This is a genomic window from Rosistilla carotiformis (genome assembly GCF_007753095.1).
Classification (GTDB): Bacteria; Planctomycetota; Planctomycetia; order Pirellulales; family Pirellulaceae; genus Rosistilla; species Rosistilla carotiformis.
Map to the genome: position 1 here is coordinate 5,550,206 of NZ_CP036348.1, position 21,975 is coordinate 5,572,180.

The 21,975-nt window shown below is 57.5% G+C and carries 18 protein-coding genes; 10 read left to right on the plus strand and 8 right to left on the minus strand.

The features are described from left to right. Positions 1 to 67 precede the first annotated feature (67 nt). Complete coding sequence (locus Poly24_RS20080; RefSeq protein ID WP_145099719.1) at positions 68 to 2,797, plus strand: hypothetical protein; 2,730 nt, start codon at positions 68 to 70, stop codon at positions 2,795 to 2,797. A 130-nt stretch (positions 2,798 to 2,927) separates the two neighbouring features. On the opposite strand, the gene Poly24_RS20085 is transcribed toward Poly24_RS20080, so the two are convergent. Both Poly24_RS20085 and Poly24_RS20090 read right to left on the minus strand, forming a co-directional pair. Further along, a complete protein-coding gene (locus Poly24_RS20085; RefSeq protein ID WP_145099722.1) occupies positions 2,928 to 4,298 on the minus strand; it encodes a DUF1501 domain-containing protein in 1,371 nt (456 codons plus the stop codon). Then, a complete protein-coding gene (locus tag Poly24_RS20090) occupies positions 4,288 to 7,287 on the minus strand; it encodes a DUF1553 domain-containing protein (protein ID WP_231753244.1) in 3,000 nt (999 codons plus the stop codon). The genes Poly24_RS20085 and Poly24_RS20090 overlap by 11 nt, the downstream gene beginning before the upstream one ends. A 468-nt stretch (positions 7,288 to 7,755) precedes the next feature. Between Poly24_RS20090 and Poly24_RS20095 the strand changes: the two genes are divergently transcribed. After that, a complete protein-coding gene (locus tag Poly24_RS20095; RefSeq protein WP_145099728.1) occupies positions 7,756 to 8,778 on the plus strand; it encodes a DUF1559 domain-containing protein in 1,023 nt (340 codons plus the stop codon). Positions 8,779 to 9,100: 322 nt separating this feature from the next. Further along, positions 9,101 to 9,304: a hypothetical protein gene (locus Poly24_RS20100; protein WP_145099731.1), complete on the plus strand. Its 204-nt coding sequence runs from the start codon at positions 9,101 to 9,103 to the stop codon at positions 9,302 to 9,304. Positions 9,305 to 9,618: 314 nt separating this feature from the next. Here Poly24_RS20100 and fliW read toward each other — a convergent pair whose 3' ends face one another. Then, the gene (fliW, locus tag Poly24_RS20105; RefSeq protein ID WP_145122901.1) at positions 9,619 to 10,056 is read right to left on the minus strand and encodes a flagellar assembly protein FliW; all 438 of its coding nucleotides are present in this window, start codon (positions 10,054 to 10,056) and stop codon (positions 9,619 to 9,621) included. Positions 10,057 to 10,267: 211 nt separating this feature from the next. Continuing rightward, positions 10,268 to 12,220 carry a flagellin hook IN motif-containing protein gene (locus tag Poly24_RS20110; protein ID WP_145099738.1) on the minus strand — a complete coding sequence of 651 codons (1,953 nt, stop codon included), beginning with the start codon at positions 12,218 to 12,220 and terminating at the stop codon, positions 10,268 to 10,270. 11 nt (positions 12,221 to 12,231) lie between these two features. Here Poly24_RS20110 and Poly24_RS20115 point away from each other — a divergent pair, with 11 nt between their 5' ends. The 4 genes from Poly24_RS20115 (at position 12,232) to Poly24_RS20125 (ending at position 15,941) form a co-directional block, all read left to right on the plus strand. Beyond that, positions 12,232 to 12,576, plus strand: a complete 345-nt coding sequence (locus Poly24_RS20115; RefSeq protein ID WP_145099741.1) for a hypothetical protein — start codon at positions 12,232 to 12,234, stop codon at positions 12,574 to 12,576. Further along, the gene (locus tag Poly24_RS20120) at positions 12,573 to 13,088 is read left to right on the plus strand and encodes a hypothetical protein (protein WP_231753245.1); all 516 of its coding nucleotides are present in this window, start codon (positions 12,573 to 12,575) and stop codon (positions 13,086 to 13,088) included. The genes Poly24_RS20115 and Poly24_RS20120 overlap by 4 nt, the downstream gene beginning before the upstream one ends. Continuing rightward, on the plus strand, positions 13,061 to 14,815 hold the full coding sequence (locus Poly24_RS27160; RefSeq protein ID WP_197452046.1) for an HTTM domain-containing protein: 1,755 nt from the start codon (positions 13,061 to 13,063) through the stop codon (positions 14,813 to 14,815). The genes Poly24_RS20120 and Poly24_RS27160 overlap by 28 nt, the downstream gene beginning before the upstream one ends. A gap of 76 nt (positions 14,816 to 14,891) precedes the next feature. Then, on the plus strand, positions 14,892 to 15,941 hold the full coding sequence (locus Poly24_RS20125; RefSeq protein WP_197452047.1) for a tetratricopeptide repeat protein: 1,050 nt from the start codon (positions 14,892 to 14,894) through the stop codon (positions 15,939 to 15,941). A 31-nt stretch (positions 15,942 to 15,972) separates the two neighbouring features. Here the strand turns inward: Poly24_RS20125 and Poly24_RS20130 are convergent, their stop codons facing one another. After that, positions 15,973 to 16,314, minus strand: coding sequence for a translation initiation factor (locus Poly24_RS20130; RefSeq protein WP_145099750.1), 342 nt, complete (start codon positions 16,312 to 16,314; stop codon positions 15,973 to 15,975). 282 nt (positions 16,315 to 16,596) lie between these two features. Between Poly24_RS20130 and Poly24_RS20135 the strand changes: the two genes are divergently transcribed. The 3 genes from Poly24_RS20135 (at position 16,597) to Poly24_RS20145 (ending at position 19,587) form a co-directional block, all read left to right on the plus strand. Then, positions 16,597 to 17,415 (plus strand): sugar phosphate isomerase/epimerase family protein, encoded by an 819-nt coding sequence (locus Poly24_RS20135; protein WP_145099753.1) that lies wholly within the window; start codon positions 16,597 to 16,599, stop codon positions 17,413 to 17,415. A 96-nt stretch (positions 17,416 to 17,511) separates the two neighbouring features. Next, on the plus strand, positions 17,512 to 19,215 hold the full coding sequence (locus Poly24_RS20140; RefSeq protein ID WP_145099756.1) for a SpoIIE family protein phosphatase: 1,704 nt from the start codon (positions 17,512 to 17,514) through the stop codon (positions 19,213 to 19,215). Between the two features lie 102 nt (positions 19,216 to 19,317). Continuing rightward, the gene (locus Poly24_RS20145) at positions 19,318 to 19,587 is read left to right on the plus strand and encodes an acylphosphatase (RefSeq protein WP_145099759.1); all 270 of its coding nucleotides are present in this window, start codon (positions 19,318 to 19,320) and stop codon (positions 19,585 to 19,587) included. A gap of 39 nt (positions 19,588 to 19,626) precedes the next feature. Here the strand turns inward: Poly24_RS20145 and Poly24_RS20150 are convergent, their stop codons facing one another. From Poly24_RS20150 to Poly24_RS20160, 3 genes are all read right to left on the minus strand, one after another. Beyond that, the gene (locus Poly24_RS20150; protein WP_145099762.1) at positions 19,627 to 20,115 is read right to left on the minus strand and encodes a bacterioferritin; all 489 of its coding nucleotides are present in this window, start codon (positions 20,113 to 20,115) and stop codon (positions 19,627 to 19,629) included. Positions 20,116 to 20,288: 173 nt separating this feature from the next. Further along, the gene (locus Poly24_RS20155) at positions 20,289 to 21,440 is read right to left on the minus strand and encodes an FAD-dependent oxidoreductase (RefSeq protein ID WP_231753246.1); all 1,152 of its coding nucleotides are present in this window, start codon (positions 21,438 to 21,440) and stop codon (positions 20,289 to 20,291) included. After that, positions 21,437 to 21,973, minus strand: a complete 537-nt coding sequence (locus tag Poly24_RS20160) for a rhodanese-like domain-containing protein (protein ID WP_145099765.1) — start codon at positions 21,971 to 21,973, stop codon at positions 21,437 to 21,439. The genes Poly24_RS20155 and Poly24_RS20160 overlap by 4 nt, the downstream gene beginning before the upstream one ends. Positions 21,974 to 21,975: the final 2 nt, after the last annotated feature.

Sequence of the window (21,975 nt, forward strand, 5' to 3'; positions counted from 1 at the left end):
TGCAACAGTTTGTTTTGCCCAATCGGATTCGCCTCAGGACTCGAAGCAGCCTGGATCCATAGGTGCTTTGCAAACGCAAGTTGCTGCCTCCAACGCGCTGGCAAATCAAATTGCCGGACAGTTGGTGGTGGCACGACAGGCCGATGATACACAGCTTGCGGAATACGAAGCACTCACGCAGCAATTGATCGACGCGGTTCAGGAATCGTTTGATCTGCAACAGAAACTGCACAAAGCGCAACTGGCCGAAGCTGAGGCGAAGATTGCTGCAAGCCGCGTCCAGATCAAAATGCGGCAATCGAATTCAGAAGGTATCGTCGCACAACGCGTCAAAATGTTCCTGGACGTTCCCGAGCAATTCAGGACTCCCCAGGCTGTGCTTGAATCCATGGAGCGTTTTTCAAAGGAGAAGAATTACGAAGCCTACGTCAGCCTGTTGTCGGATGAGGGAGCGGAATTGCTGGCAGGAATGCTGCTGCAATCGATGACAATGATGGGCAACATGCTGGGCTTGATGGAAGCCACGGGCCAGTCGCCCGAGGAGACGCTGCAGATCAAATCGATCGTCGAAAATTGCAACCGCTTCATGCGTTCCAACCCAACATCCGAATCGGTTGCCGCAATGGGAAAGTTAGCCAGTATGCTGCCTCCGGTCTTTTTTCAATTGGGGGCGACTGGGCCGGATGGAACCCCCGTAAAGCCACCTCAATTCGCACCCGGTGAGTATGCTCAGGTGCTGCGTCAGTCCAGTGGAATGCTGACCGATCCGCGATCGTTCTGTGCAACGATGCTCGACGCCGCAAGTGCGATGGTCGATGTAGCGGGTGCAATGGAGGTCAAGGGAGATGATACCCAGCAATCGGTTGCCTCCGATTGGAAGATTGTGATCGACGGAATTCGTGCGACAGCAACTCAGCAAGCCTTGCCCATCGATCAAACGGTTTGCAAAACGAAATCGGTTGAACTGCACGTAGAGAATGGGCGTTGGAAGATTTCGCAACGTGGATCCGACGATGAGCTGATGGAGTTCGCGGGCGCAACAACGCTCCAACCTTCGGAATCAGCCGCGATCGCACCCAGCAACAGTCCAAGTGTCCTGCCATCGAGGCCCCAGGCAAACGGCAACGGATTACCATCGATGCCGTATGCTTCGGCCCCGCCTGCGGAAAGCAATCAGCAGTCGCTACAGATGCTTCAAGGACGGTGGCAGGTCGATGTTCATAACATTGCCGGTGAAGACCAGGCGGATACCGAACCTCAACTTGAGCTGGTGATCGATGGACAAATATTGCGTTGCGTCTCGAGATCGGAGGAGGTAGGCAGTCCGATTCAAATTCGCATAAAGAACGATGCAAGTCCCGTTTGGCAGGTGGAACTTGTTGTTGATCCCAACGGGGATGCAGAGACGCAACACGGTCTCCTACAGGTCGACGAATCCAGCCTGAGAATCTGCATGGCGAACTCCGGCTCTGCCATCGCCGACAAAGACTTTCGGCCTCAAACATTTGTCCCCGGCAAACGTGTCACGCTGTTGGAATGCAGTCGCGTGCAGCCCGACAAAACTTCGACGCTGTCGGACAAATGGGAAACGAAACGGCATCTGGCTGAAGAGAAAACGCAGATTGTTGCCGAGGAGAAACTCCCAGACTGGAACGACTTCCTGGAATTGCTGCCCGAGGTCGGCACGGCGCTGGTGATGTTCAGCAACGATTCCGACATCAGCGCTCAAATGTTGCCCGTCGCGAAATCGGTGACCAAAGCCGCATCGGTGGTGTTTGTCGAACTCCCGCAGCGGAAGTGGCGGAAGGTTACTGCGCCACCAGCGACACATTTTGTATTGATGAAGGATCGCCAGTTGATTGGTGCGCGAACGGGTTTGCTCACACAGAAGCGGCTTGCGGACTTCGTCGGGCTAGCGAAAACTTGGCTCACGCCGCACAGTACAGGAGTTGATCCGGCGTCGTTGGTGCGGATCGACTGCTATATCAATCCAGGAAAAGACAACATCGGCAGCCAACAGGGTGGAATCTATTCACTGACGACTGCCGTTGTTGCTGTCCACCAAGATCAGGCGTTGCTGCTTGGACCGGACAGTATCGCAGGGTACATCGAAAAGGGATATGCATGTGTGGCAAGGGTGCGAGATGCATCGGGGAAGCCGAAGCAGTTGCCGCTGGATGTCATGCAGATCGGTCCTGTGAAATTGATCGGGCATGCGGACAACAAGGCGAAGCCGGCGGTCAGCGCGACGCTCACATTGGGTGACGGTCAAACGCGAGAGATCACGTTGGAATCGACGGATTACCCGAAGTCGGTGACCGAGCCGTTGGACGCCTATGACACCGGCTCTGCGATCTATCACATTCGCGGTGCTCGCGGCTTGGTCGCTGTTCAATTGGCTCCCGTCGACTATCGGCCACAGCTCTTCCAGCCAGTCTTGTCGGGCTGTTTCACGGTCGATCGCTCGCGCCATCCGATCGCGAACTTTGCGTCGCCGATCGATTGGCAATCGCAAACGGTACGGAGTGTTGGAAGCGCAATCTATGGCAGCAACAGGAACGGACCGGAGTTGTTCGATGTCCTCTGCCCGACGCGTCCTGCACCCTGTGGTTTCACCTTTAGTGAGAATGGACGGCTCATCGGTCGTTACGCCTTGGGCGCTCCCACTGACAAAGATATGACCCACTCCGTATTTCAGCCTTCCACCACGCACAGCGTTCTGCAAGCAGCCCTAACGAAGCTCGACGATCCCGCGCTGAAGTCGGCGTTGCAGCGGACCCTCGATCGGTCGCCGTGAGACGCGGAGGGATTATGATACCGTTGTCGATCGATAAAAGTGGGCCCGGGCCTTGTGGCTATGCTTCGACGGACCGGGCGCTCGTCTGAGGCAAACTCCGGAAGTTTGGCGTTCAGAACGCCATCGCGTTTCAAGCAAACAGATCGTGGATGACTTGGCCACCTTCGGGGCCGGTCAGTCGGTGGGCGCGGCCGGCGTGTTGATAGGTCATGTTGTTGGCATCGAGCCCCAACGCGTGCAGGATCGTTGCGTGTAGGTCGCGGAAGTGAACCTTCCCTTCCACAGCTCGGGAACCGGTGTCGTCGGTTCGGCCGTGGACATAACCAGCCTTGACGCCACCGCCGGCCAACCAAAATGTGAACCCACGATGATTGTGACCGGTTTCGTCTTTGCCGTTTTCGGGCACCAGTCCGGGCCGGCCAAATTCACCTCCCCAAACCAACAGCGTGTCTTCCAGCAGGCCCCGGGCGGCGAGATCTTCCAACAACGCGGCGATCGGCGCGTCGATAGTTTCACAATTGGCTTTCAGGTCGCGTCGATGATTCTTATGTTGATCCCAGCCGCCGTGATTGACCTCGATGAATCGCACTCCCGCTTCGGCAAAGCGGCGGGCCAACAGGCACTGCCGCCCGAAGTCGGTGGGACGACAGGTGCCGACCGACAACTTTTTGCCAACGCGGTAACGCTGTAGCGTCGCTTCGGTTTCGTTGGACAGGTCCAACAGATCGGGAGCGCTACTTTGCATACGGAACGCGAGTTCCATCGATTCGATCACGCCGTTCAGATTGGACTGATCGACGCGCCCGGTGGCATGCTGACCGTTCATCGCTTGGACAAAATCGATCTGTTGACGCCGGGCCGAGTGGGGCAGGTGCTGGCTGGCGATATCGCGGATCGTCGCTTGGGACATGTCCTCGCCATTGGTGCCGATCGGCGTCCCTTCGAACTCGGTCGGCAGGAAGCTGCTGGAATAGACCGAGGGCTTCGATGCGTTGAGGCTGATGAAGCCTGGCAGATTTTCGTTTTCGGTTCCCAAACCGTAAGAGATCCAAGATCCCATGCTGGGACGTTTGCGGAGCCGTTCGCCGGTGTGCAGTTGCAGAAACGATTGGGCATGGTTTCCCGTATCGGCATGCATCCCGTTGATGATACACATCCGGTCGATATGCCGGGCCGTTTCTGGCAACAGCTCCGAGACCCAGATTCCATTTTCGCCATGCTGGCTGAAATCGAAGACCGACCCGGCGTGTTTCTTCTTCCCGGTTTGCGGTTTGTAGTCGAATGTATCCATCTGCGCCGGTCCGCCGCTCATGCACAAAAAGATCACGCGACGAGCCCGAGGGACGTTGGGGGTGATGCCAGCTGTGGCGGATGCTGGCGGAGCTGCAGCGACGGCTTGCTGGCACAGCGATTGCAACGCCAGATACCCAAAGCCGAAGGATGTGGTTTGCAGCATCTGCCGCCGCGTAGCGATGGCAACGGAGTTGTTGTTAGTCGACATAGCGAAACTCGTTGGAGGTAAACAAGGCTTGGCAGAGACTGGCCCATGCCTTCTGCTGTCGCTGCGGCAAATCGATTTCCGATGGGAACGAGGTCTCGGTTTGCAGCACCAACGCCACCGCTTGTTTCAATTCAAGCGGGGAAGGTGGGCGTTGGAGGGTGGTCTGGAATAGCAGCCGGATTTTGGAATCGTCGTCTCCGCCACTGGCCATCAATCGTTCGGCAAGTCGTTCGGACTGAGCCACGACAAACGGGCTGTTCATGAAGAACAACGACTGTGTCGGTAACGTCGTCACGTTCCGCTGGCCCATCACGCCAATCCCGTCGGGCAGATCGAAGGCGGACAGTTCTGCGGGGGGCGCGTGTCGCAACATGCACAGATAGACGCTGCGATGATTGCTGGGGCGATGGAGGTTCGATGATGCGCCCAGCGGCCAATTGATCAACGCAACCGTCTCCTCGATCGCGGAACCTTGCCCTGGTGCAAAATCGAGTTCTCCGTTGGCTAGAAGCAAACTGTCTCGGATCGATTCGGCATCGAGTCGCCGCGACAGGTGTCGCCCGTACAGAAGGTTCTCGGGATCCGCGGTGGCCAGCGATGGTTCGCAGTCACTGTCCAATTGGTAGGTCCGGCTGAGGACGATTGATCGGATCAGTTGCTTGATCGACCAACCGGAATCGACGAATCGATTCGCCAGGTGATCGAGTAATTCGGGGTGCGAGGGTCGGCCGCCATAAACACCAAAATCGTCGGGCGTCGACACAATCCCACGCCCCATCAAATGCAGCCAGATCCGATTCACCATCACGCGAGCGGTTTGGGGATGGGAGGGATCGGTCAGCCATCGCGCCAGCTCCAGTCGTCCGCTGCGCTCCGGAGCGATCTGCAATTCCTCTGCGATGTTGGCACTGAGTCCAACGGTCGTTTCATCCGCGTCGACAAATTGGCGATAAGCGGTCAGAGTGCCTCGAGGGACCTGTGGACCGTATTTGCCCGTCTGCCCATCGATATGGACTTTGCTGTCGACGATTTTTTCCGGTTTGCGTTCGCGCACGCCCATCGCCCAACCTAAGGTTCGTGGCGGTTCGGGTTGGTCCGCTGTGCGGTACAAATCCTTCGCTTCTTTGGTTGAGAGAGCTCGTTGAAACAGTGCCACATGCGCCAGGTTACCGTACAGCGGAAATGCTTTTTCGCTGCGAGCTCCGAAGCAGAAATCAAGCGAATCGCCAAACGTTGCCGGCATCGTTGTCTCGATTTCCAATCCTCCATTGAGGAAGACTTGGACCTTCTTGTCTTGGCGGACCATCGCAATATGGTTCCATGTTTGCGGCTGAATCACCGTCGATCCGGCAACACTTTTCTTCCCGGCGTTCCCATTGAAAACGAACAACTTGCCCGTTCGCGACTTATTGTGGGTGCCGCCAATTCCCAGATGATCGCCAGGGACGTTTTTGTCGGTCAGCGTGCCACGGGAAAACAGATACGCCGTGATCGGATGACTGCCGTTTGGGGACTCGTTTTTGAACCAAAACGCGATGCTGTAGGAGACGTCTGGGGCAGGCAGTTTCCCAACCAAACGACTCCCATTGAGCGTGGCAAAGTTCTTCGCTGAGAAGCCTTTAACATCTTCGGGTTTCAATTCCTCCGGAACCGATTCCAAAGAGCTGTAGAGCAACGGATCGAGGCTCTCGATCGCTTGAGGATAGCTGCCGGGGAAAATTGGCGATTGGCTGCGGGCGTCCCGATCTTCGCTCTCCGGCACCCATTGGTCACGAAGCGGATGGAGTGGAGTTGGCGGAGCGGTCAGCGATTCCTTCCCCGCCAAGCCATAGAGTGTTTCGGTGCTGGAGAAGATTCCCGCCAAGGCATAGTAATCGCGGGTGGGGATCGGATCGTGTTTGTGATCGTGGCAACGCGCACATGCGACACTCAATCCAATCGCCGCCGTGCAGACCGCGTTGATCTGATCGTCGACGATATCCATCGCAAAATTCTTATTCATCGCGACGGCTGGTTTCGAACCGATGGCGAGGAAGCCGGTCGCGATGAGATTCCGATTTCGTTGGTCGGCTGTCTCTGCGGGCAATAGATCCCCGGCGATCTGTTCGGTCAAGAAGCGGTCGTAGGGCGTATCGCGGTTCATTGCGTCGATGACATAGTCGCGGTAACGCCACGCATTGGGCATGCTCGCGTTGCGTCCCAGTCCATCGTTGCCGTTGGATTCTCCATAACGCGCGACGTCCAACCAATGGCGTCCCCAACGAATCCCGAACTGTGGCGAGGAGAGCAATTGATCGACCAGACGACGAATCGCACCGCTGCGATCGTGCTCGCAATCGGCGATAAAGGCAGCGGTCTGATCGTTGGTTGGTGGCAATCCAATCAAGTCGACATACAGACGCCGAACGAGAGTTTCGGGTGGAGCATCTGTCGTCGGTTGCAGCCCTTCGGATTCCAGCCGCGCACCGACAAAATGGTCCAATGGATCGAGAGCCAACGAGGCGTCGGCAATCTGCGGCGGTGAGGGCGAGCGGCGTGGTTGAAAAGACCACAGCGATTCGCGATCCAAATCGTCATCGGCGGGATGTGTCGTCGTTTCGGTCCGCGGATCGGCTGCGCCACGGGAAACCCAACGAACGAAATCACCGACGACCGTCTCGGGCAGCGGCTCATCGGGAGGCATCGCCGATGCGCCCTCGTCGTATCGCAATGCTTGAATGATCAGGCTGTTATCGGGATCGCTGGCAACCAGGGCTGGTCCCGATTCTCCTCCTTTCATCATCGCCGCCTGACTATCGAGCAACAGCTTGCCGCCAATTTCGTCGGCGTCGGCGCTGTGGCAACCGTAACAATGCTCGACCAAAACAGGCCGGATCTTGTTCTCGAAAAACCTTCGTTCCTGCGCCGAGATCTCTGGCTGGGCAACCGCGACCTGCAGATCGATGACAGCGGATAGGCTGAAGCAGAGCAAAGGAAGGATTCGAAACAATTTGACAGCCTCGATCGGTGCGGTGGGGGGGCGTCGAGTGGGTGGGGCTGCGATTATCACAGAACGCCGGACGCATATCAACATTTTTTCTTTCGGGGGCACATGCCAGCTGCCGCGTGTAATGACGCTATCGACCGACGGTTCATGCAAAGGTGGGAGAGGCCGTGACACAGCTTTCGACAAAATTGAGGGGAGCTTGCCGGTTGCGAGCTTCAACCTAGCCACCCCCCCAAGAAGACAGGGGTGCTGCGCCGATTGTGCGGCAGGTCACGGGTCGCCTTTTTCCATGAATAACACTTAAAGTTCGAGGATGACGTTGAATTGTGCCACGATGGAGCTCTACAATTGGGGCACCAATGCGGCGCAATTCCGCGTTGTCATATAATTACGTGCGAATACGTTCCATTCGCTCACCGTTCATCCAATCGGAGAAGTTAGATGCAATCAGTGTTTTTTCGGAAGAATAAGATGCGTGCCAAACCGGGATTCACGCTAGTTGAACTACTGGTCGTCATCGCAATTATCGGGATTCTGGTGGGACTACTACTGCCCGCTGTTCAAGCTGCCCGCGAGGCGGCACGCCGCATGAGCTGTTCAAATAATTTGAAGAACATTGGCTTGGCGATGCATAATTACCACGACACGTTTCAAGGTTTGCCACCTGGTTACATCAACAACAAAGCCACAACGAATGGCCCCGTTTCAGGGGAGTATTCACAATGGGCTTGGGGGGCATTTATCCTTCCCTTCATCGAGCAAGCTCCAATGCACGACCAATTGCAGGTTGGCACAATCAGCCTTTCCGCTGCGTTAACTCCCGGAGGTCCATCCGACCGAACCGCATTGCTTGCCACGCCAATCGATACTTTCATCTGCCCTTCGGATTCTGGCCCCGAGGTTCACAAGACCGATGATCAACTTCGTGACTCGGCCGATGCTTGGCAAGATGTTGCCAAATCTAACTACATTGCTTTGAACACGACTCAGCGATGGCACTCTGGAGGGCGGTTGACTGGTCCGGATACCGGCGTGACCAATCAGTGGGGCGCTGGACCGGGTAACGGTGACAAGCCAAATGGCTGTTTCATGAGGGACCGTTCGATAAGATTTCGCGACATTCTGGACGGTACAAGCAATACCCTGTTGGTAGGTGAAAGGGTTTACCAGTACACCAATCCATCGGGAACCCCAACCATCTGTAGAGCGGGTGTTGCGATCGGAAACGAAATTTCGAACGAACAGCTGTCGATTCGAAGGTCTTTGGGAACGTTAACAAGCGCTATTAACTCCACTGATGCGAATACCTGCATCCATGGATTCGCAGGTCCTCACCCCGGCGGGATTATGTTTGTGCTTGGGGATGCAAGTGTGCGTTTTATCTCGGAGACCATCGATCACAGCCCTGTTCACAATGGTGGCACCGATGCGGTTGACAGTACGATGGAACGCCTGGGCTCGCGCGAAGATGGCCAGTCGGTCGGTTCCTTCTAGGCTCGGAGGGTCCCCCCCCGGAAGCTTTAAACACAGAAAGAGCGACATCCAAGTCAGGGTGTCGCTCGCTTTCTTTTCCAAAACTCGTTTCCAAGAACACGCAGTAAAACCGAATATGTATCGATCCCTATTAGCACTTGTCCCATGTAGCTTCCTTTTTCTCGTCGTCGGCTGCGGTCCGAGCGGTCCACCAGTAGGAGAGGTTACTGGAACCGTTACGATCGACGGAAAACCAGCAGAAGGCGTCGTGGTTAGCTTTCTGCCTGCAGACGGTGGCCGCGGATCTAGCGGAACAACGGATGCATCAGGAAATTATGAACTCATGTTTAGCCCTTCCAGCATGGGGGCGTTGATCGGATCTCACAATGCTTCAATCAGCGGAGGGGGCGGAGTGGTTGAGGAGACCGAAAGTGCGACAACCGCGGTGCTTGAGGATACCTCAGGTATTCCAGCGGAATATCTTAAGGTGCAGAAGACGGTCGAAGTCGTGCCAGGCAGTAACACGATCGACCTGACTTACCCATAAGCCGTTGCTTCGGTAAGTAAGGTTCCGCGAGGGCAGACATTCGCGGTATCGCGTGTCTGCCCTGTTTCCATAGCGATTCTCCCTGAAAGACACGCTGATTTCAGCGATCCAACGGAAGGTAGAACTTCCCCAATGGAGAATTGAAAGTGGCGAATCCTTGGCCGCGGGCTTGATTGGACTCGTATCGGAACGACACGTCACGAAAATGGTGACCAACGCAACGTTCTGGATATTGGGGGCAACTGGCGCGAAGGCTTTGGGAGCGAGCAAGTCCTCACCGCCGGGGCGCGGCGGCAGGCAGGCTCATGGACGCGTTACGCCGCGGCGCGGTGTTCGAACGCGATGTGCAGAGCAAAGCGGAGCGGTTGATCGTCGGTCGCGACGACTTGGCAACCGAGTTGGCGATCGAGGTTGATCACGATCGGTGCTTGCAAGTTGGTGGTCAGGCGGCCGACATGGCCGGCGACGGTGGTCACGATGTAGGTGCGATCTTGAGGTCGAATCTGCAGCGTTCCCAGGTCGCGCGACGAGACGCAAGCGCGATAGTTTTCGACAAACGCTCGGGGGCTGATCACTGCGACGGCTTGCGTCGCTCGCGAGACCGATTGCAGCCAAGCCACTGCGGGGCTGGTCGGATCGGGAACCAAGCACCAAACCTTTAGCGATTCGAGACCGATCAATCCTTGAGGGAAATTGAACAGTTCGTTTTCTGCCAGATCGAGCGTTCCGAAGCGGCTGGTGTTGATACGCATGACTGCGATTCCCAAAACGTGAGGTTTGTGGTGTGCGGGAAGCGACTCGCGAAATTGCCTGCAAAGGAATATTCCGCGGGGCATTCGCTGCAACGCTCGTCGTCTCCTAAGAGGCAACGCAAGCGGTCTTCGCAACGCCCAATCGGACCGATTCCCTAGGGTCGCTGTTCCTAGTTTTCGGCAATTTCAATCGCCAACATTGGAAAATCTGTTAAAGGAAGTTCAATACGGTTAACTGCGAAATCTGCGCGGTTACCTGCAAACTGGCCTGCATCGCCTGTTGGCGGGCCGTCATTTCGCTGATCACCGACGCGAAGTCGGCATCGATTTGGTTCGACAACTGGGCTGCCAATTCGATCGACAGCTCTTCGGTCTGCTGCCGCACGTTGTCCAGATTTTGAACGCGTGAACCCACTTCCGCCCGCATCTGCACCGATTGTTGCAGATGTTGATCCATCCTCGGCGCCAGCCGCGTGATTTCGGGAATGTCCCCCGCCTGAATCGCGGTTTGCATCCGAAGCAACGTATCTAACGTGCTGCCGGTTTCGACAGGCTTGTAGTCGCTGCCGCGGATCACCGCGTTTCCCGCCTCGTCGATCGCGGTGGTTTCGGTGCTGCCGGGCGCTATCAACCCCAGGGCCTCGCCCAGACTACTCCCCGCAGGTTGGCCGACGGTCAACGTCGAAGTTCCCGCGATGCTTTGCAACTGGATTCCGTTGCCGTCGGTCCGCAGCGAAGCCGTGACCGCATTGGGACCGAGATTGTCGACATGGTTGTTGATTCGATCGATCACGTCGGCGATCGTCGACGCCCCATCGACGTCGATCTCCAACTCACTTCCATCGGTTCGGGAAATCGTTAGGTCGGTGCCGCCGGTGGCCTCAAATCCCAGCCCGCGATTGAGTTCGCTCAGTTTGGTTGCCGTTGTCGCGGTTCGCAAACCAAGTTGCGCCGCGGCGTTGCCCCCATTTTCCCCGATCGAATAATCGACCCCATCGGCGAGCCCCGCGATCTGCAGCTTGCCCGTGCTTTGATTGATCGATGCCTTGACATCGGCTCCCGAAAGATTGATCGCCACCACCACGTCTTCGATCGTTTCGGCCAGGCTCAGGTCGACCGTAAAGGTGCGACTGCCTTGATCGATCTGGATTCCAGCACTGACATCGATCCCAGCCCCCCCCGCGACGTCCGTCAACTTCACTGCACCGGTGATCGCCGGATTTAAGTTGTGAGAAACCAATGGCAGCCCGTTGTAGCCCTGCGGATTGCGGATCCCCAACAGGTCGGCCGTCTTGCCTTCGCCGACGTCATCGATCGAAAGCGTTCCCCCAAGACCATCGGCATAGTCGACCGAAATTCCCGTCGCCGAAAGCGTCACACTGAGATCGCGGCCTTCCAACGAAACACTGTTGAGTGCATCTTGCAAATCGCCAACCGTCTTGGCCGCGCGAAGATCGATATCGGTCCAACCATCCCCGCCGCTGGCCCGAATCACGCTCGGTACAACGCCCTTGCCGCCGTAAAGCTTCGACAGTGGCGTGTCACGCGTGACCGCCGCGTCGAGATCGACGCTCGACGCGATCGACGCCCCCACGCCCAACGACTGCTGTGCATTGATCCCAGTCTCCAACAACCAATCTTTACTGATCTGCGTCGACTGCACCGCCGACGTCCCCGACCACACAACAAAATCCTCCTCGCGTGCTAGCGGAGCCGTTTGATCGATCGCACCGCCCAAGACGTAGTGCCCACGATAGCTCTGATTCGCGGCCGTGATCAATCGATCGATCGTCAATGACAGGCTTTGCGCATACGCATCGCGTTCGGCATCCCCCAACGGATCCTGCGCACCGGCGATGATCGTGCCTTGCGCTTCGATGAGTGCATTGTCGATCGTCGCCGAAACCGTGTCGGTGACGTTCAGATAGCCCTCGGCCGATTGCGCATTGCGGAGCATCGTCGCGGAATATTCCTGGGAGGCCTGCAGGGAAACCGCTGAAATCGCCGCCGAAGGATCGTCGCTGAGCGTATTGACGCGCTGCCCCGTGCTCAGCTGGGTGTACAGATTTTCGAGCGTCAGGCTGTCATAGTTCAGCTGGCGAATCAAGCGCTGCTGCGTCAGCGCATCGGCTGTCCGTGGCGTGGAGACCGGCAGCAAGCTCATTTGGGATCCCGATGATGGATGGACTTCGTCAGCAACCAGCCCCCCCGGAGCACGGCTCAACAGTCATTAATCGGACTTGGCAAACCGAAGAATTCAGCGAAACCGGCAATGTCAGCATTTCAGTTGCAACCGACGCAACACCCAAACCACCCGTCAAGGGGGACATTGAGGTTACAGTCTTCCCGATTCCCGAAGGCCTGATTAGGATGGCGGTGCACCATGGCCTCCCGAACGGGACGGCTGTGGGAGTTTTTAAGCAATACCCAAAATGGATGGTCAACCCGGAGTCGCAAGGTCGCGTCGAATTCGAGTACCTGTGCGATCGATCTTCAAACGAACCGGCATCATCCTCTTGAACGGTTGGATCGTTTTCCATTTCTTCGCGGTCTGCACCGCGCCCGCCTCGATTCCTCCGTCCCCCGCCTTGGCACGTAGCGCGTGGCGGATGTGCAGCGGATACTTGCAGGCTTTGTACCTCAATCACGGCTACCACTTCTTTGCCCCCGATCCGGGCGGCGCGACCTTGCTCAGCTACGAGGCGACGCGCAGCGATGGTTCCTCGGATTGGAACCGCTTGCCCGATCGACAGCTCTCCCCGCGGCTGCGGTACCATCGTCACTTCCTGTTGACCGAACAGATGGCCGCGTTGTTTCGGGCCCGTCCCGATTTGAAGCCGTTGATCGTCCACAGCTTTGCCGCCCAGATCGCCCGGCAACAACAGGCCACCGCCGTCACGATGTCTCAAGTTCAGCATGAATTGTCGACTCCCGATCAAGTTCGCGCCGGCCGCGCGATCGACGATCCGATCACTTACAACGAACTATGGCTTGGCGAATTTAAATGGCACAGCGCACCGCGCAGCGATTGATCGCCAACGTTCGCGGTCGATGGTTTGCGATTCGCGACGCCTGGCAACAATTTTGGTATCAACCCGAGGATCCGATCGGCATCGCGCTGCTGCGAATCCTGACGGGGCTGGTGCTGCTGTACACGTTGTCGATTTGGTCGCTGGACCTGGCGGCGTTTTTCAGCAGTGAGACCGGCTGGCAATCGGCCGAACTGGTGAGCCAGATCCAACGCGGCCAGTGGGCGTTTTCATTTTGGTGGTGGATCCCCGACCAACGGTTATGGATGGCGCATGCGGTCGCGATGTTCGTCGTCGCTGCATTTACAATCGGTCTGTTCACGCGCGTAACGAAATTCGCGGCGCTACTGATTTGCATCTCCTACGCCAACCGCGTCCCGATGGTGCAATTTGGATTGGATCAAGTCACCGCCGCGTGGCTGCTGTATCTCTGTTTCGGGCCGTGTGGTGACCGGCTGTCTGTCGATCATTGGTGGCGTCGTCGCGCGATAAAGCGTCATGGATTGCAGGACGTTCCCGTTCCGTTGTCCTCGGCGGCGCGATTGACCATGCGGATGGTTCAGGTGCATTTGTGTCTGATCTATCTGTGGGCGGGGATCTCTAAACTGCAAGGCGCTTCGTGGGTCTCGGGGGAAGCCGTCTGGTGGATCGCATCGAATTATGAGCACCAGCAGGCAAGCCTCACCTGGCTCGCCTACGTCCCGTGGCTGTACCAGATCCTGACGATCGGCACTTGGGCTTGGGAGATTTCGTTTTCATTTCTCGTCTGGAACCGATCGTTGCGATGGATCGTGTTGAGTCTTGGCCTGGGAATGCACGCGGGGATCGGACTGTTTCTGGGGCTGTGGCCATTCGCTTGGATTATGGTCTTTAGTTATTTGAGCTTTGTGCCGACGGCGTTTTTGAATCGCGGATTGCAAGCTGCGTCGCAGGCCATCGGATGGTCGCGCAGCGGATCGCGACAGGCTCCGTTCGACAGCGCCCCGCTCCTGCCGGCATCGGACAATGAGTCAATCGTCGATGACGTTGCAAGCCCGATCGCGACCGAACGACCAGCCCATTTGAGCATTCCCACGCCCAAGTTGGACGCAGTGGCAGGCGGCAAAACCACTTCGACATCTACCTTGCAACTTGCAAGCGTTTCGACCACCGATCACGATACCCAAGCGGCTGCAGTGCCAACGTCAGACGCGTCCGAGGCCTCCCGCAACACGGTTCGCACGACAGCGAAACCCATCAAGAAAGTGAAGACGATGCTTAGCGAAAATGATCGCGACAACATGGTTCTGTTTGTGGAACGTTCCGCCAAACGCCGTTGCAGTTTGATCCGCGCTCTCGAATCGTGTGGTTACCGTTGCATCGGCCTAGACGCCTGGCCCGAAACGATCGAAGTCTACAACGTGCTCAAGCCGCGCTGCATCATGTGCAACGGATACCAGATGCCGGCCAGCGAATTGCGGTTCTGGCGATCGCAATTGGACGAGCGCGAGGATTCGATTTTCGTCGTCTTGGTCGAACCCAATCAGGTCGCCCAAGCCACGTCCGAAGATGGTCGCACGATCGGGATCCCGATCCCCGCTTCGTTCGCACGGATTCGCGGCGCCCTGGATGCCGCGCGGGGCGTGGGGCAGGAAATTCCCCCTCAACCGCCCGCCGATTCGACCTCGGAATCCTTGGATGATTCTGGCGACAAAATTTTCTCGCTCACCTCCCACAACCGCCCGCACTAACGTCACCATGTTCGAATCGAAATCCCGTTTTCACCGGCATCCCCCGCGTCCCAACGCTTGGCGGTGGAGCCCCCTGTTGGCTCTCCCGTTTACCGTTTTGCTGGGATGCGGTGGCGGAGACCTGACGCCTGCGGAAATGCTACAGCGTGGCCAGTACCTCTCCGATGCGCAGCGTCCCGGCGAAGCGATCGCCGTGTTTGATCGGTTGCTGGAATCACAGCCTCAAAATGCTCAAGCCTTGTACCTGCGTGGACTGGCGCACGAACGGACCGGCGATGGCGAACGGGCACTGGTCGATTACGATGCCGCGATCCAAGCAAACCCTGGTTACGTCGAGGCCTACAACAACCGGGCGGTATTGCACGCCCAGTACGGACGCTTTGAGCAGGCGATCGCCGACTTTGGCGACGTCCTTTCACGTTCGCCAAAGTTTGTCTTGGGTTACAAAAATCGTGGTTTGGCGTTTCATGATACCGGAGATTTCGCCGCCGCGATGCAAGACTTCGACCGCGCGATTCAGTTGGAACCCGATGCGGCTGGATACTTCATGCGCGGCAACCTCCACTTGGAACAGAAACAATACGCCGCGGCGATCGCCGACTACGACCGATCGCTTGCGTTGGACGATTCGAATTCGCGAGCCTGGTTGAATCGCGGGATGTCGCTGGCGCGATTGGGCAAGACCAAAGAAGCGCGCGAGAGTTTGCAGCAGGCGTCACAGATGGACAACGAGATCGTTTCTCAAGAGATTGTCCTAGCGCTGCGTTCGCTGTCGTTGGATCCTTCGGTCGGCTTGGACGTCGAATTGGCCGACGTGCAGGCCGCTGTCGAGACGGCCGGTTGGCAGGCGGCTCGTAGTCAGGAGCCCCATTTTCCATTCACGATCGAAAAAGCGGGTCAACAACGCAAGCTGTTTGTCGCGCTACTGGACGTCGACCAAGAGAGCATCGCGATCGCCGCCGATGCGCAATCGGCGGTGTTGGATGAATCGATTCCCAAGAGCTTGTTGATTGCCACGGATTCGGGTTTGCAAGGCGGTCAGTGGCGGTTCATCGAATCCTGGCAACCCGAACCAGCGCAGCTTCGCGTGGCGACGGTGAAGGTCTCGATCGATCCGCAGCCGTGACGATCCAAGCGACGGAAAACCGAAAACCTTCCTAGCCTTTGATGCGGTATCCGATTTCCGCCAACACGCGACGGACCGTCTCCAGGTGATCGCCCTGGAGCTCCAACTGATCATCTTTGATCGTGCCGCCAGCACCGCACCGCGACTTCAGTTGGGTAAGCAGCGCAGGCAAGTCGTTGCCTTCGGCGGGCAGACCTTTGACCAACGTGACCACTTTGCCGCGTTTTCGCTTCTCGGTCATCAATCGCGCCGTCTGTTTTTTCGGATCGAGTTTGGGAGGGGGCAAGGGTGGGCACGCGCAATCTTGTTCGAGTTCGCCACAGCGGTCGCATGTTGGTGGGATGTCGAAGGGTGTGCCTGCGAAGAGTCTCATCGGCGAACTGACTTTCGGTTCGGTGGTGGGTCGGAAGCTTGCAATGACGTCCCCGACGCGGGGAAAACAAACTCGAACAATTTCGAGCGATAGCAATTTCAAGGCGTCCTGCAAATTGCAATATCATCGTTTCTGCGAAGTCGTTATTTTTCGCCGTTGTCCGATTCAATGCCAGATGTTTCTTTACAAGATATTCATTCCCCGGCATACTGTCCGCCGCACGAATGTAAAGATCTTCGGAACTTCACAACACATACGCCGCCTTAGCGTCACGACGAAATTATGCCTAAACTTTCCGTCAATGAGTTGTCGACCTACCGATGGTCGTTTGAAGAAGATGTCTTCGCGTATGCGAAGCACGGCTTTGATGCGATCGGAATCTGGCGGGCCAAGTTGGCGGAATACGGCACCGAAAAAGGAGCTGAGCTGCTGCAAGAAAACGGGCTTCGCGTCTCTTCGGTCGGCTGGGCCGGAGGCTTCACCGGCGGCGACGGCCGCAGCTTCAACGACAGCATCCACGACGCTTTGGATGCCGTCGATCTGGCGGCTCAATTGGGAGCCGAATGCCTAATCGTCGTTTCCGGCGATCGCAACAACCACACCGGATCGCACTCGCGACGTCTGTTGCGACAGGCACTCACCGAAGTTTGCGAAGCGGCTGCAGCATTGCATTTGGACGTCGCGATCGAACCGATGCATCTGGGTGCCGGTACGCAGGGCTGCTTCCTGAACAACATCCAAAACACGATCGACGCCATCGGCGAGATCAGCTGGCCCGGGCTGGGCTTGGTCTTCGATTCGTACCATCTGGGACACGATCCCAATTTGTTCCAGTGGTTGCCCGAAATCGCTCCCCTGGTACGTCTGGTGCAACTGTGCGATGCCGCCCACGTGCCGATGGGCGAACAGGATCGACTGCTGTTGGGCGATGGGAAACAAAACTTGGCCGCGATCGTCGAATGCTTCGAAGACGCAGGCTACGACGGCAGTTTCGAATTGGAACTGATTGGCGAGGCAATCGAGAATCTGGATTACGACGAAATGTTGTCCCATTCCTATCAGGCATTGAACGCTTTGGTGCGGACTCCTGCCGAATCTTGAGCTACCGCGGCCGATTCCCAATCCCCTGGTGCATCGTCGTTCGCCAAGGACTAAAATGCGGTCGTTTCATGTTCGCATTTTAGCGTCGGAGCATTCATGGCGTTCTTAAGTACTATCTCAGGGCCCTCCAAAGGGGCGCGGCACGAAATCCCGCCAGGCGAAATCATCATCGGTCGCCATCCCGAATGCAAAGTCGTGGTCGAAGTTGGGGCGGTCAGTCGACATCATGCAAAAATCGTTCGGTCGGACGATTCGATCCAGCTGGAAGATCTCAAGAGCCGCAACGGTACGTTTGTTAATGGACAACTGATCAGCGGCCTGCACACGCTCCGCGAAGGCGATCAGATTCGGATCTGCGAGGTCGAATTCAGCTTTCATACCGGAGAGCAACCCGGCTTCATGGGCCCCGAATCGACCGCCGGCCTGCTGAAAGATCCCGCCGGCAGCGGCTTTGGGGTCGTCTTGGTCGACGATGATGCAGACGATTCGGAACTCGATTCGTCCAGCGGACATGTCGAAGTACAGAAGGACAGCAGCGGCGTCGTCCGACTCGACGCCGGCACCGATGCCAAGCTTCGCGCCCTGTTAGATATCTCGCGTTCCCTCGGCGGGCAATTGGTTCTCGACGAGGTGCTGCCAGCGACACTGGAAAGTTTGTTCCGGATCTTCCCGCAAGCCGATCGCGGCTTCATCGTGCTGGAAACGCCCGAAGGCAAATTGGTACCGCGTTGGGCGCAAAATCGAAACAAGGGAGAAGAGGGGACCGTGCGGATCAGTCGGACCATCATCCGCCAGGTGATGAACGAAGGGACGCCGATGATTTCGTTGGACGCGGCCAGCGATGAACGTTTTGAAATGAGCGAGTCGATCGCCGACTTCCGCATCCGTTCGATGATCTGCGCTCCGCTGATCGACAGCGATGGAAAGGCCTTTGGTGCCCTACAGATCGACACGATGGATCAGAAGAATCGTTTCAATGCGATCGATATCGATCTGCTTTCGTCCGTCGCGACTCAGGCGGGTGTTGCGATTCACAACGCGAAACTGCATGAAAACGCACTCCAACAGCAATCTGTGGAACAAGACCTGCGATTGGCCAACGATGTCCAACACGCCTTCCTGCCGATGTCCCCGCCGGATGTCGAGGGCTACGAATTCCACAGCTTCTATCGCGCCGCCCATCACATCGGTGGTGACTACTTCGATTACGTCGACCTCGGTGAAGGACGCGTCGGGATCATCGTCGCCGATGTCGTCGGCCACGGCGTCGCCGCGGCGATGTACATGGCCAAACTGTCCGCCGAGACGCGATTTTGCCTGGCCAGCGAACCCGATCCGGCAACGGCTATCGATAAACTGAATGAGCGAATGTGCGCGCTGCCGGTCGAACAATTCGTTACGTTCCTGTTAGTCGTCCTGGACCCCAAATCCCACACGATGACAATCGTCAACGCGGGGCACATGCCGCCGATTGTATTGTCTCCCAATGGAGAACTGAGCGAGCCAGGGGAAGAGGAATCGGGCGTTCCCATCGCCGTCATGGATGGCTTCGAATACGAACGAATCACGCTTCCAATCCAGCCGGGCGAACTTGCGGTGATGTATACCGACGGCATCAACGAAGCGATGGACATCAACGACGATGAATTTGGTATGGAACGCGTCCGAGCAGCGGTACTTGCTGGCGGTAAGCCCGAACAAATTGGCGAACGGATTCTATCGGAGATTTCCAAATTCGCGGGCAACGCGCCCCAGTTCGACGACATGTGTATCGTGATCTTGGGACGCAACAAAGCTTAACGTCCCGCCAAGCGATCGAGTCCAAACGATGGAACGCGTCGAATTCATTTACAGCGGGGAAGCTGATGTGCTGACTCCCCGCTTCCTGGTTGAGTCCAAACGATGGAACGAATCGAAGTCTTTTACAGCGGTCACGTCCAAGGCGTCGGCTTTCGCTACAACGCCTGCGAACAAGCCGACGGACTGAGCGTGACCGGTTGGGTGCAGAACTTGCCCGACCGCCGAGTGCAAATGGTCGCCGAAGGAAGCATTGGCGACTTAAAAGAATTGCTTCGCCGAATCGATCAATCGATGTCGGGGAACATCCGCGACAAAACGGTCGACTGGCAAGCTGCCACGGGGCAGTTGGCCCCGTTTCAGATCAAGCACTGATGGCAAGCGGCGTCGCTTGCCCCAAAGCGACTTCCACGATCAGTGGTTTTCGTCTTCCCCTTCGACCGACATGTGTTTCGCGATGTAAGCGGGTTCGCCCATTCGGTCCAGCAGACTCAGTTGCAGCTCGAGCCAACCGATGTGTCCCTCTTCATCGATCGCGATCCGTTCGAACAGCATTCGCGATCCAAGATCCCCTTCTTCGGCAGCTTTCTGCGCCGCGGCGGAATAAAAACCGATCGCCTCTTGTTCATCGGCCAGGTCCAATTCGAACATCTCTTTGAGCGAATGGGCCACGACGGGTGTCTTCTGTAGGGCCAGTTCGGGCTCCCCGTTCAAGAACAGGATTCGAGCCATGTATTCATCCGAGTGCCCGATCTCTTCTTGCATCTCTTGACGCATCTTCGTCGCCAAACGGTCCATGCCCCAGTCGTCCAGAACCCCCGCGTGCAATTGGTACTGATGCGTCGCGGTCAGTTCCATCGAAAGAGCGGTCTGCAGGTTCTTCAACGTTTCGATTCGAGTCATTTTGGGTATCCTTCGTTGCAAAAGTTTAGCGGGGTTTAGTCTGTGGTTCGCCGATAGGTCTAGCATAGGCGATCACTCGGATCGGCCCAAGTGTTCGCAGTACGGTAAATCGTCGCGTGTTGGGGTGCTTACGCCGCGCCGCTGAGCGGTCGCTAAACAAACACGCGGAATCGTTAGTTGGGACGCTGGAAGTTTTGTACGAACCGCCGATCGATCCATGTTTTTAACCACCAGCACCAGCGGCTGTGGGCGGTCCAGCGACCGAACTCCAACAGGGCCTTGCCATCGCCGGTATTGAGTATCTTCAGGAAGTCGGATTGCGGATGGAATTCGTGCAACGGTTTGCCAGCGATCGACGCATTGAAGTTGTCCCATAACACCGGGCACTGCCGAACCGCATAGACTCCCGCTTTCGGAACTGGCGAGGCGAGGATCGTCCCCGCATCGCCGACGGCAAAAATTCGTGGATCGGTCAGCGACTGAAGTGTCGCCGCGGTGGCGATGAAGCCGCGGTCGTCGGTCTGCAGGCCGAGCTGCTGCAACACCGGCGGAGCGGCCGCGCCGGTCGCCCAGATCACGCAGTCGGCGGCGTGGCGTTGGCCATCGTCGGTCGCCAGATCGCGCTCGCCGACCTCGACGACGCGACGCGACCTTTGGACGGTAATCCCGCGGCGTTTTAGAAGCCGCTCGATTCGATCGACACTGCGCGGCGTCATCCCATCGGCAACACGCGCGCTGCTGGTGAAGATTTCGATGGCCAAGGGGCCGTTATTGTCGCTCTTGCCAGCCCGCGTCTGCAGACAGCACGCGATCTCGACGCTGGCGACGCCGCCGCCCACGACTGCAACGCGCAGCGGTGCGCTGGCCGATCGCGAAGCGGAGTGCAGTCGCGCGTCGAGCCGTTGCAGAAAGGTCTGCATCGGTTTGATCGGAACCATCAGAGGCGAATCAGCGTGTTCGGCCCAACCCGCCGGCATCGAACCAACGCCGATCGAGAGCAGGTCGAAGGGAATCGAAGCGTGATCGTGAAAGTGGATCTGGCCGGCATCGAGATCGAGTCCGCTGGTGTCGGCCAAAACGAGATCGGCTCCGGCGCGTTGGGCTAGGCTGGCCAGATCGATCCGCATCTCATCGTCGCCGAATTGCTTCCCTAACGTCCCCGGCAGCATCCCCGAATAGGTCGCCGTCGGAAACTTGCTGATGCAGGTCAGGCGGCAGCCCGGAATCGGATCCTCCTGCCAGCGATGGGCGATGTCGGCATTGGTGTGCCCCATCCCCAGCAGAACGATGTTCTTGGTTGGCGCATCGTCGAGCTTCGGGCTCACTTGGTCACCTGTTCGTATTCCGCGGGAACACTATATCGGTCGCTGTAGGTGTGGACGCGGTTGGTCGGTTGACCTTCCAGCGTCACCAACGGCAGCTTGGCGTCGACCCACTTCAAGATGCTTCCCTTGTAGTTTTTCACGTCGACGCCCTCCTTGGCCAGTTGTGCCGCGTACTTGCCGCTGCGGCCGCCGACGGTGCAGTAGGAGATCACGGTTCGGCCTTGATATTGTTGACGGTTCTTTTCGTATTCGGCCTTGGTGATCGCTCCCGGGATCACCGAGACGTTGACCTCCGCTTCGCTGCGGACGTCGACCACAACAAACCTGGGAACCGGGGCGTCGGTCCCGGCGGCCAGCGATTTCGCTTCCGCATCGCGCTGCGCGGCGAGTTCTTGGTTCAGTTCGGCGGTGCTGATCGTCGGCACTTTGGGGCCGAAGCCGAAGAGGTTACTCAGTTGAGCTGATGCCGAAGGCGCGTCGAACGCAAGCAACATCAGCGAGACGATCAGGAGAGTTGTGAAGTTGCGATACATGG

What these genes read in the sequence shown, in the direction of transcription:
- Poly24_RS20085 (WP_145099722.1), bottom strand. Translation starts at nt 4,298, where the DNA reads ATGTCGACTAACAACAACTCCGTTGCCATCGCTACGCGGCGGCAGATG.
- Poly24_RS20095 (WP_145099728.1), top strand. Translation starts at nt 7,756, where the DNA reads ATGCGTGCCAAACCGGGATTCACGCTAGTTGAACTACTGGTCGTCATC.
- Poly24_RS20100 (WP_145099731.1), top strand. Translation starts at nt 9,101, where the DNA reads ATGTTTAGCCCTTCCAGCATGGGGGCGTTGATCGGATCTCACAATGCT.
- fliW (WP_145122901.1), bottom strand. Translation starts at nt 10,056, where the DNA reads ATGCGTATCAACACCAGCCGCTTCGGAACGCTCGATCTGGCAGAAAAC.
- Poly24_RS20110 (WP_145099738.1), bottom strand. Translation starts at nt 12,220, where the DNA reads ATGAGCTTGCTGCCGGTCTCCACGCCACGGACAGCCGATGCGCTGACG.
- Poly24_RS20115 (WP_145099741.1), top strand. Translation starts at nt 12,232, where the DNA reads ATGATGGATGGACTTCGTCAGCAACCAGCCCCCCCGGAGCACGGCTCA.
- Poly24_RS27160 (WP_197452046.1), top strand. Translation starts at nt 13,061, where the DNA reads ATGGCACAGCGCACCGCGCAGCGATTGATCGCCAACGTTCGCGGTCGA.
- Poly24_RS20130 (WP_145099750.1), bottom strand. Translation starts at nt 16,314, where the DNA reads ATGAGACTCTTCGCAGGCACACCCTTCGACATCCCACCAACATGCGAC.
- Poly24_RS20135 (WP_145099753.1), top strand. Translation starts at nt 16,597, where the DNA reads ATGCCTAAACTTTCCGTCAATGAGTTGTCGACCTACCGATGGTCGTTT.
- Poly24_RS20140 (WP_145099756.1), top strand. Translation starts at nt 17,512, where the DNA reads ATGGCGTTCTTAAGTACTATCTCAGGGCCCTCCAAAGGGGCGCGGCAC.
- Poly24_RS20145 (WP_145099759.1), top strand. Translation starts at nt 19,318, where the DNA reads ATGGAACGAATCGAAGTCTTTTACAGCGGTCACGTCCAAGGCGTCGGC.
- Poly24_RS20150 (WP_145099762.1), bottom strand. Translation starts at nt 20,115, where the DNA reads ATGACTCGAATCGAAACGTTGAAGAACCTGCAGACCGCTCTTTCGATG.
- Poly24_RS20160 (WP_145099765.1), bottom strand. Translation starts at nt 21,973, where the DNA reads ATGTATCGCAACTTCACAACTCTCCTGATCGTCTCGCTGATGTTGCTT.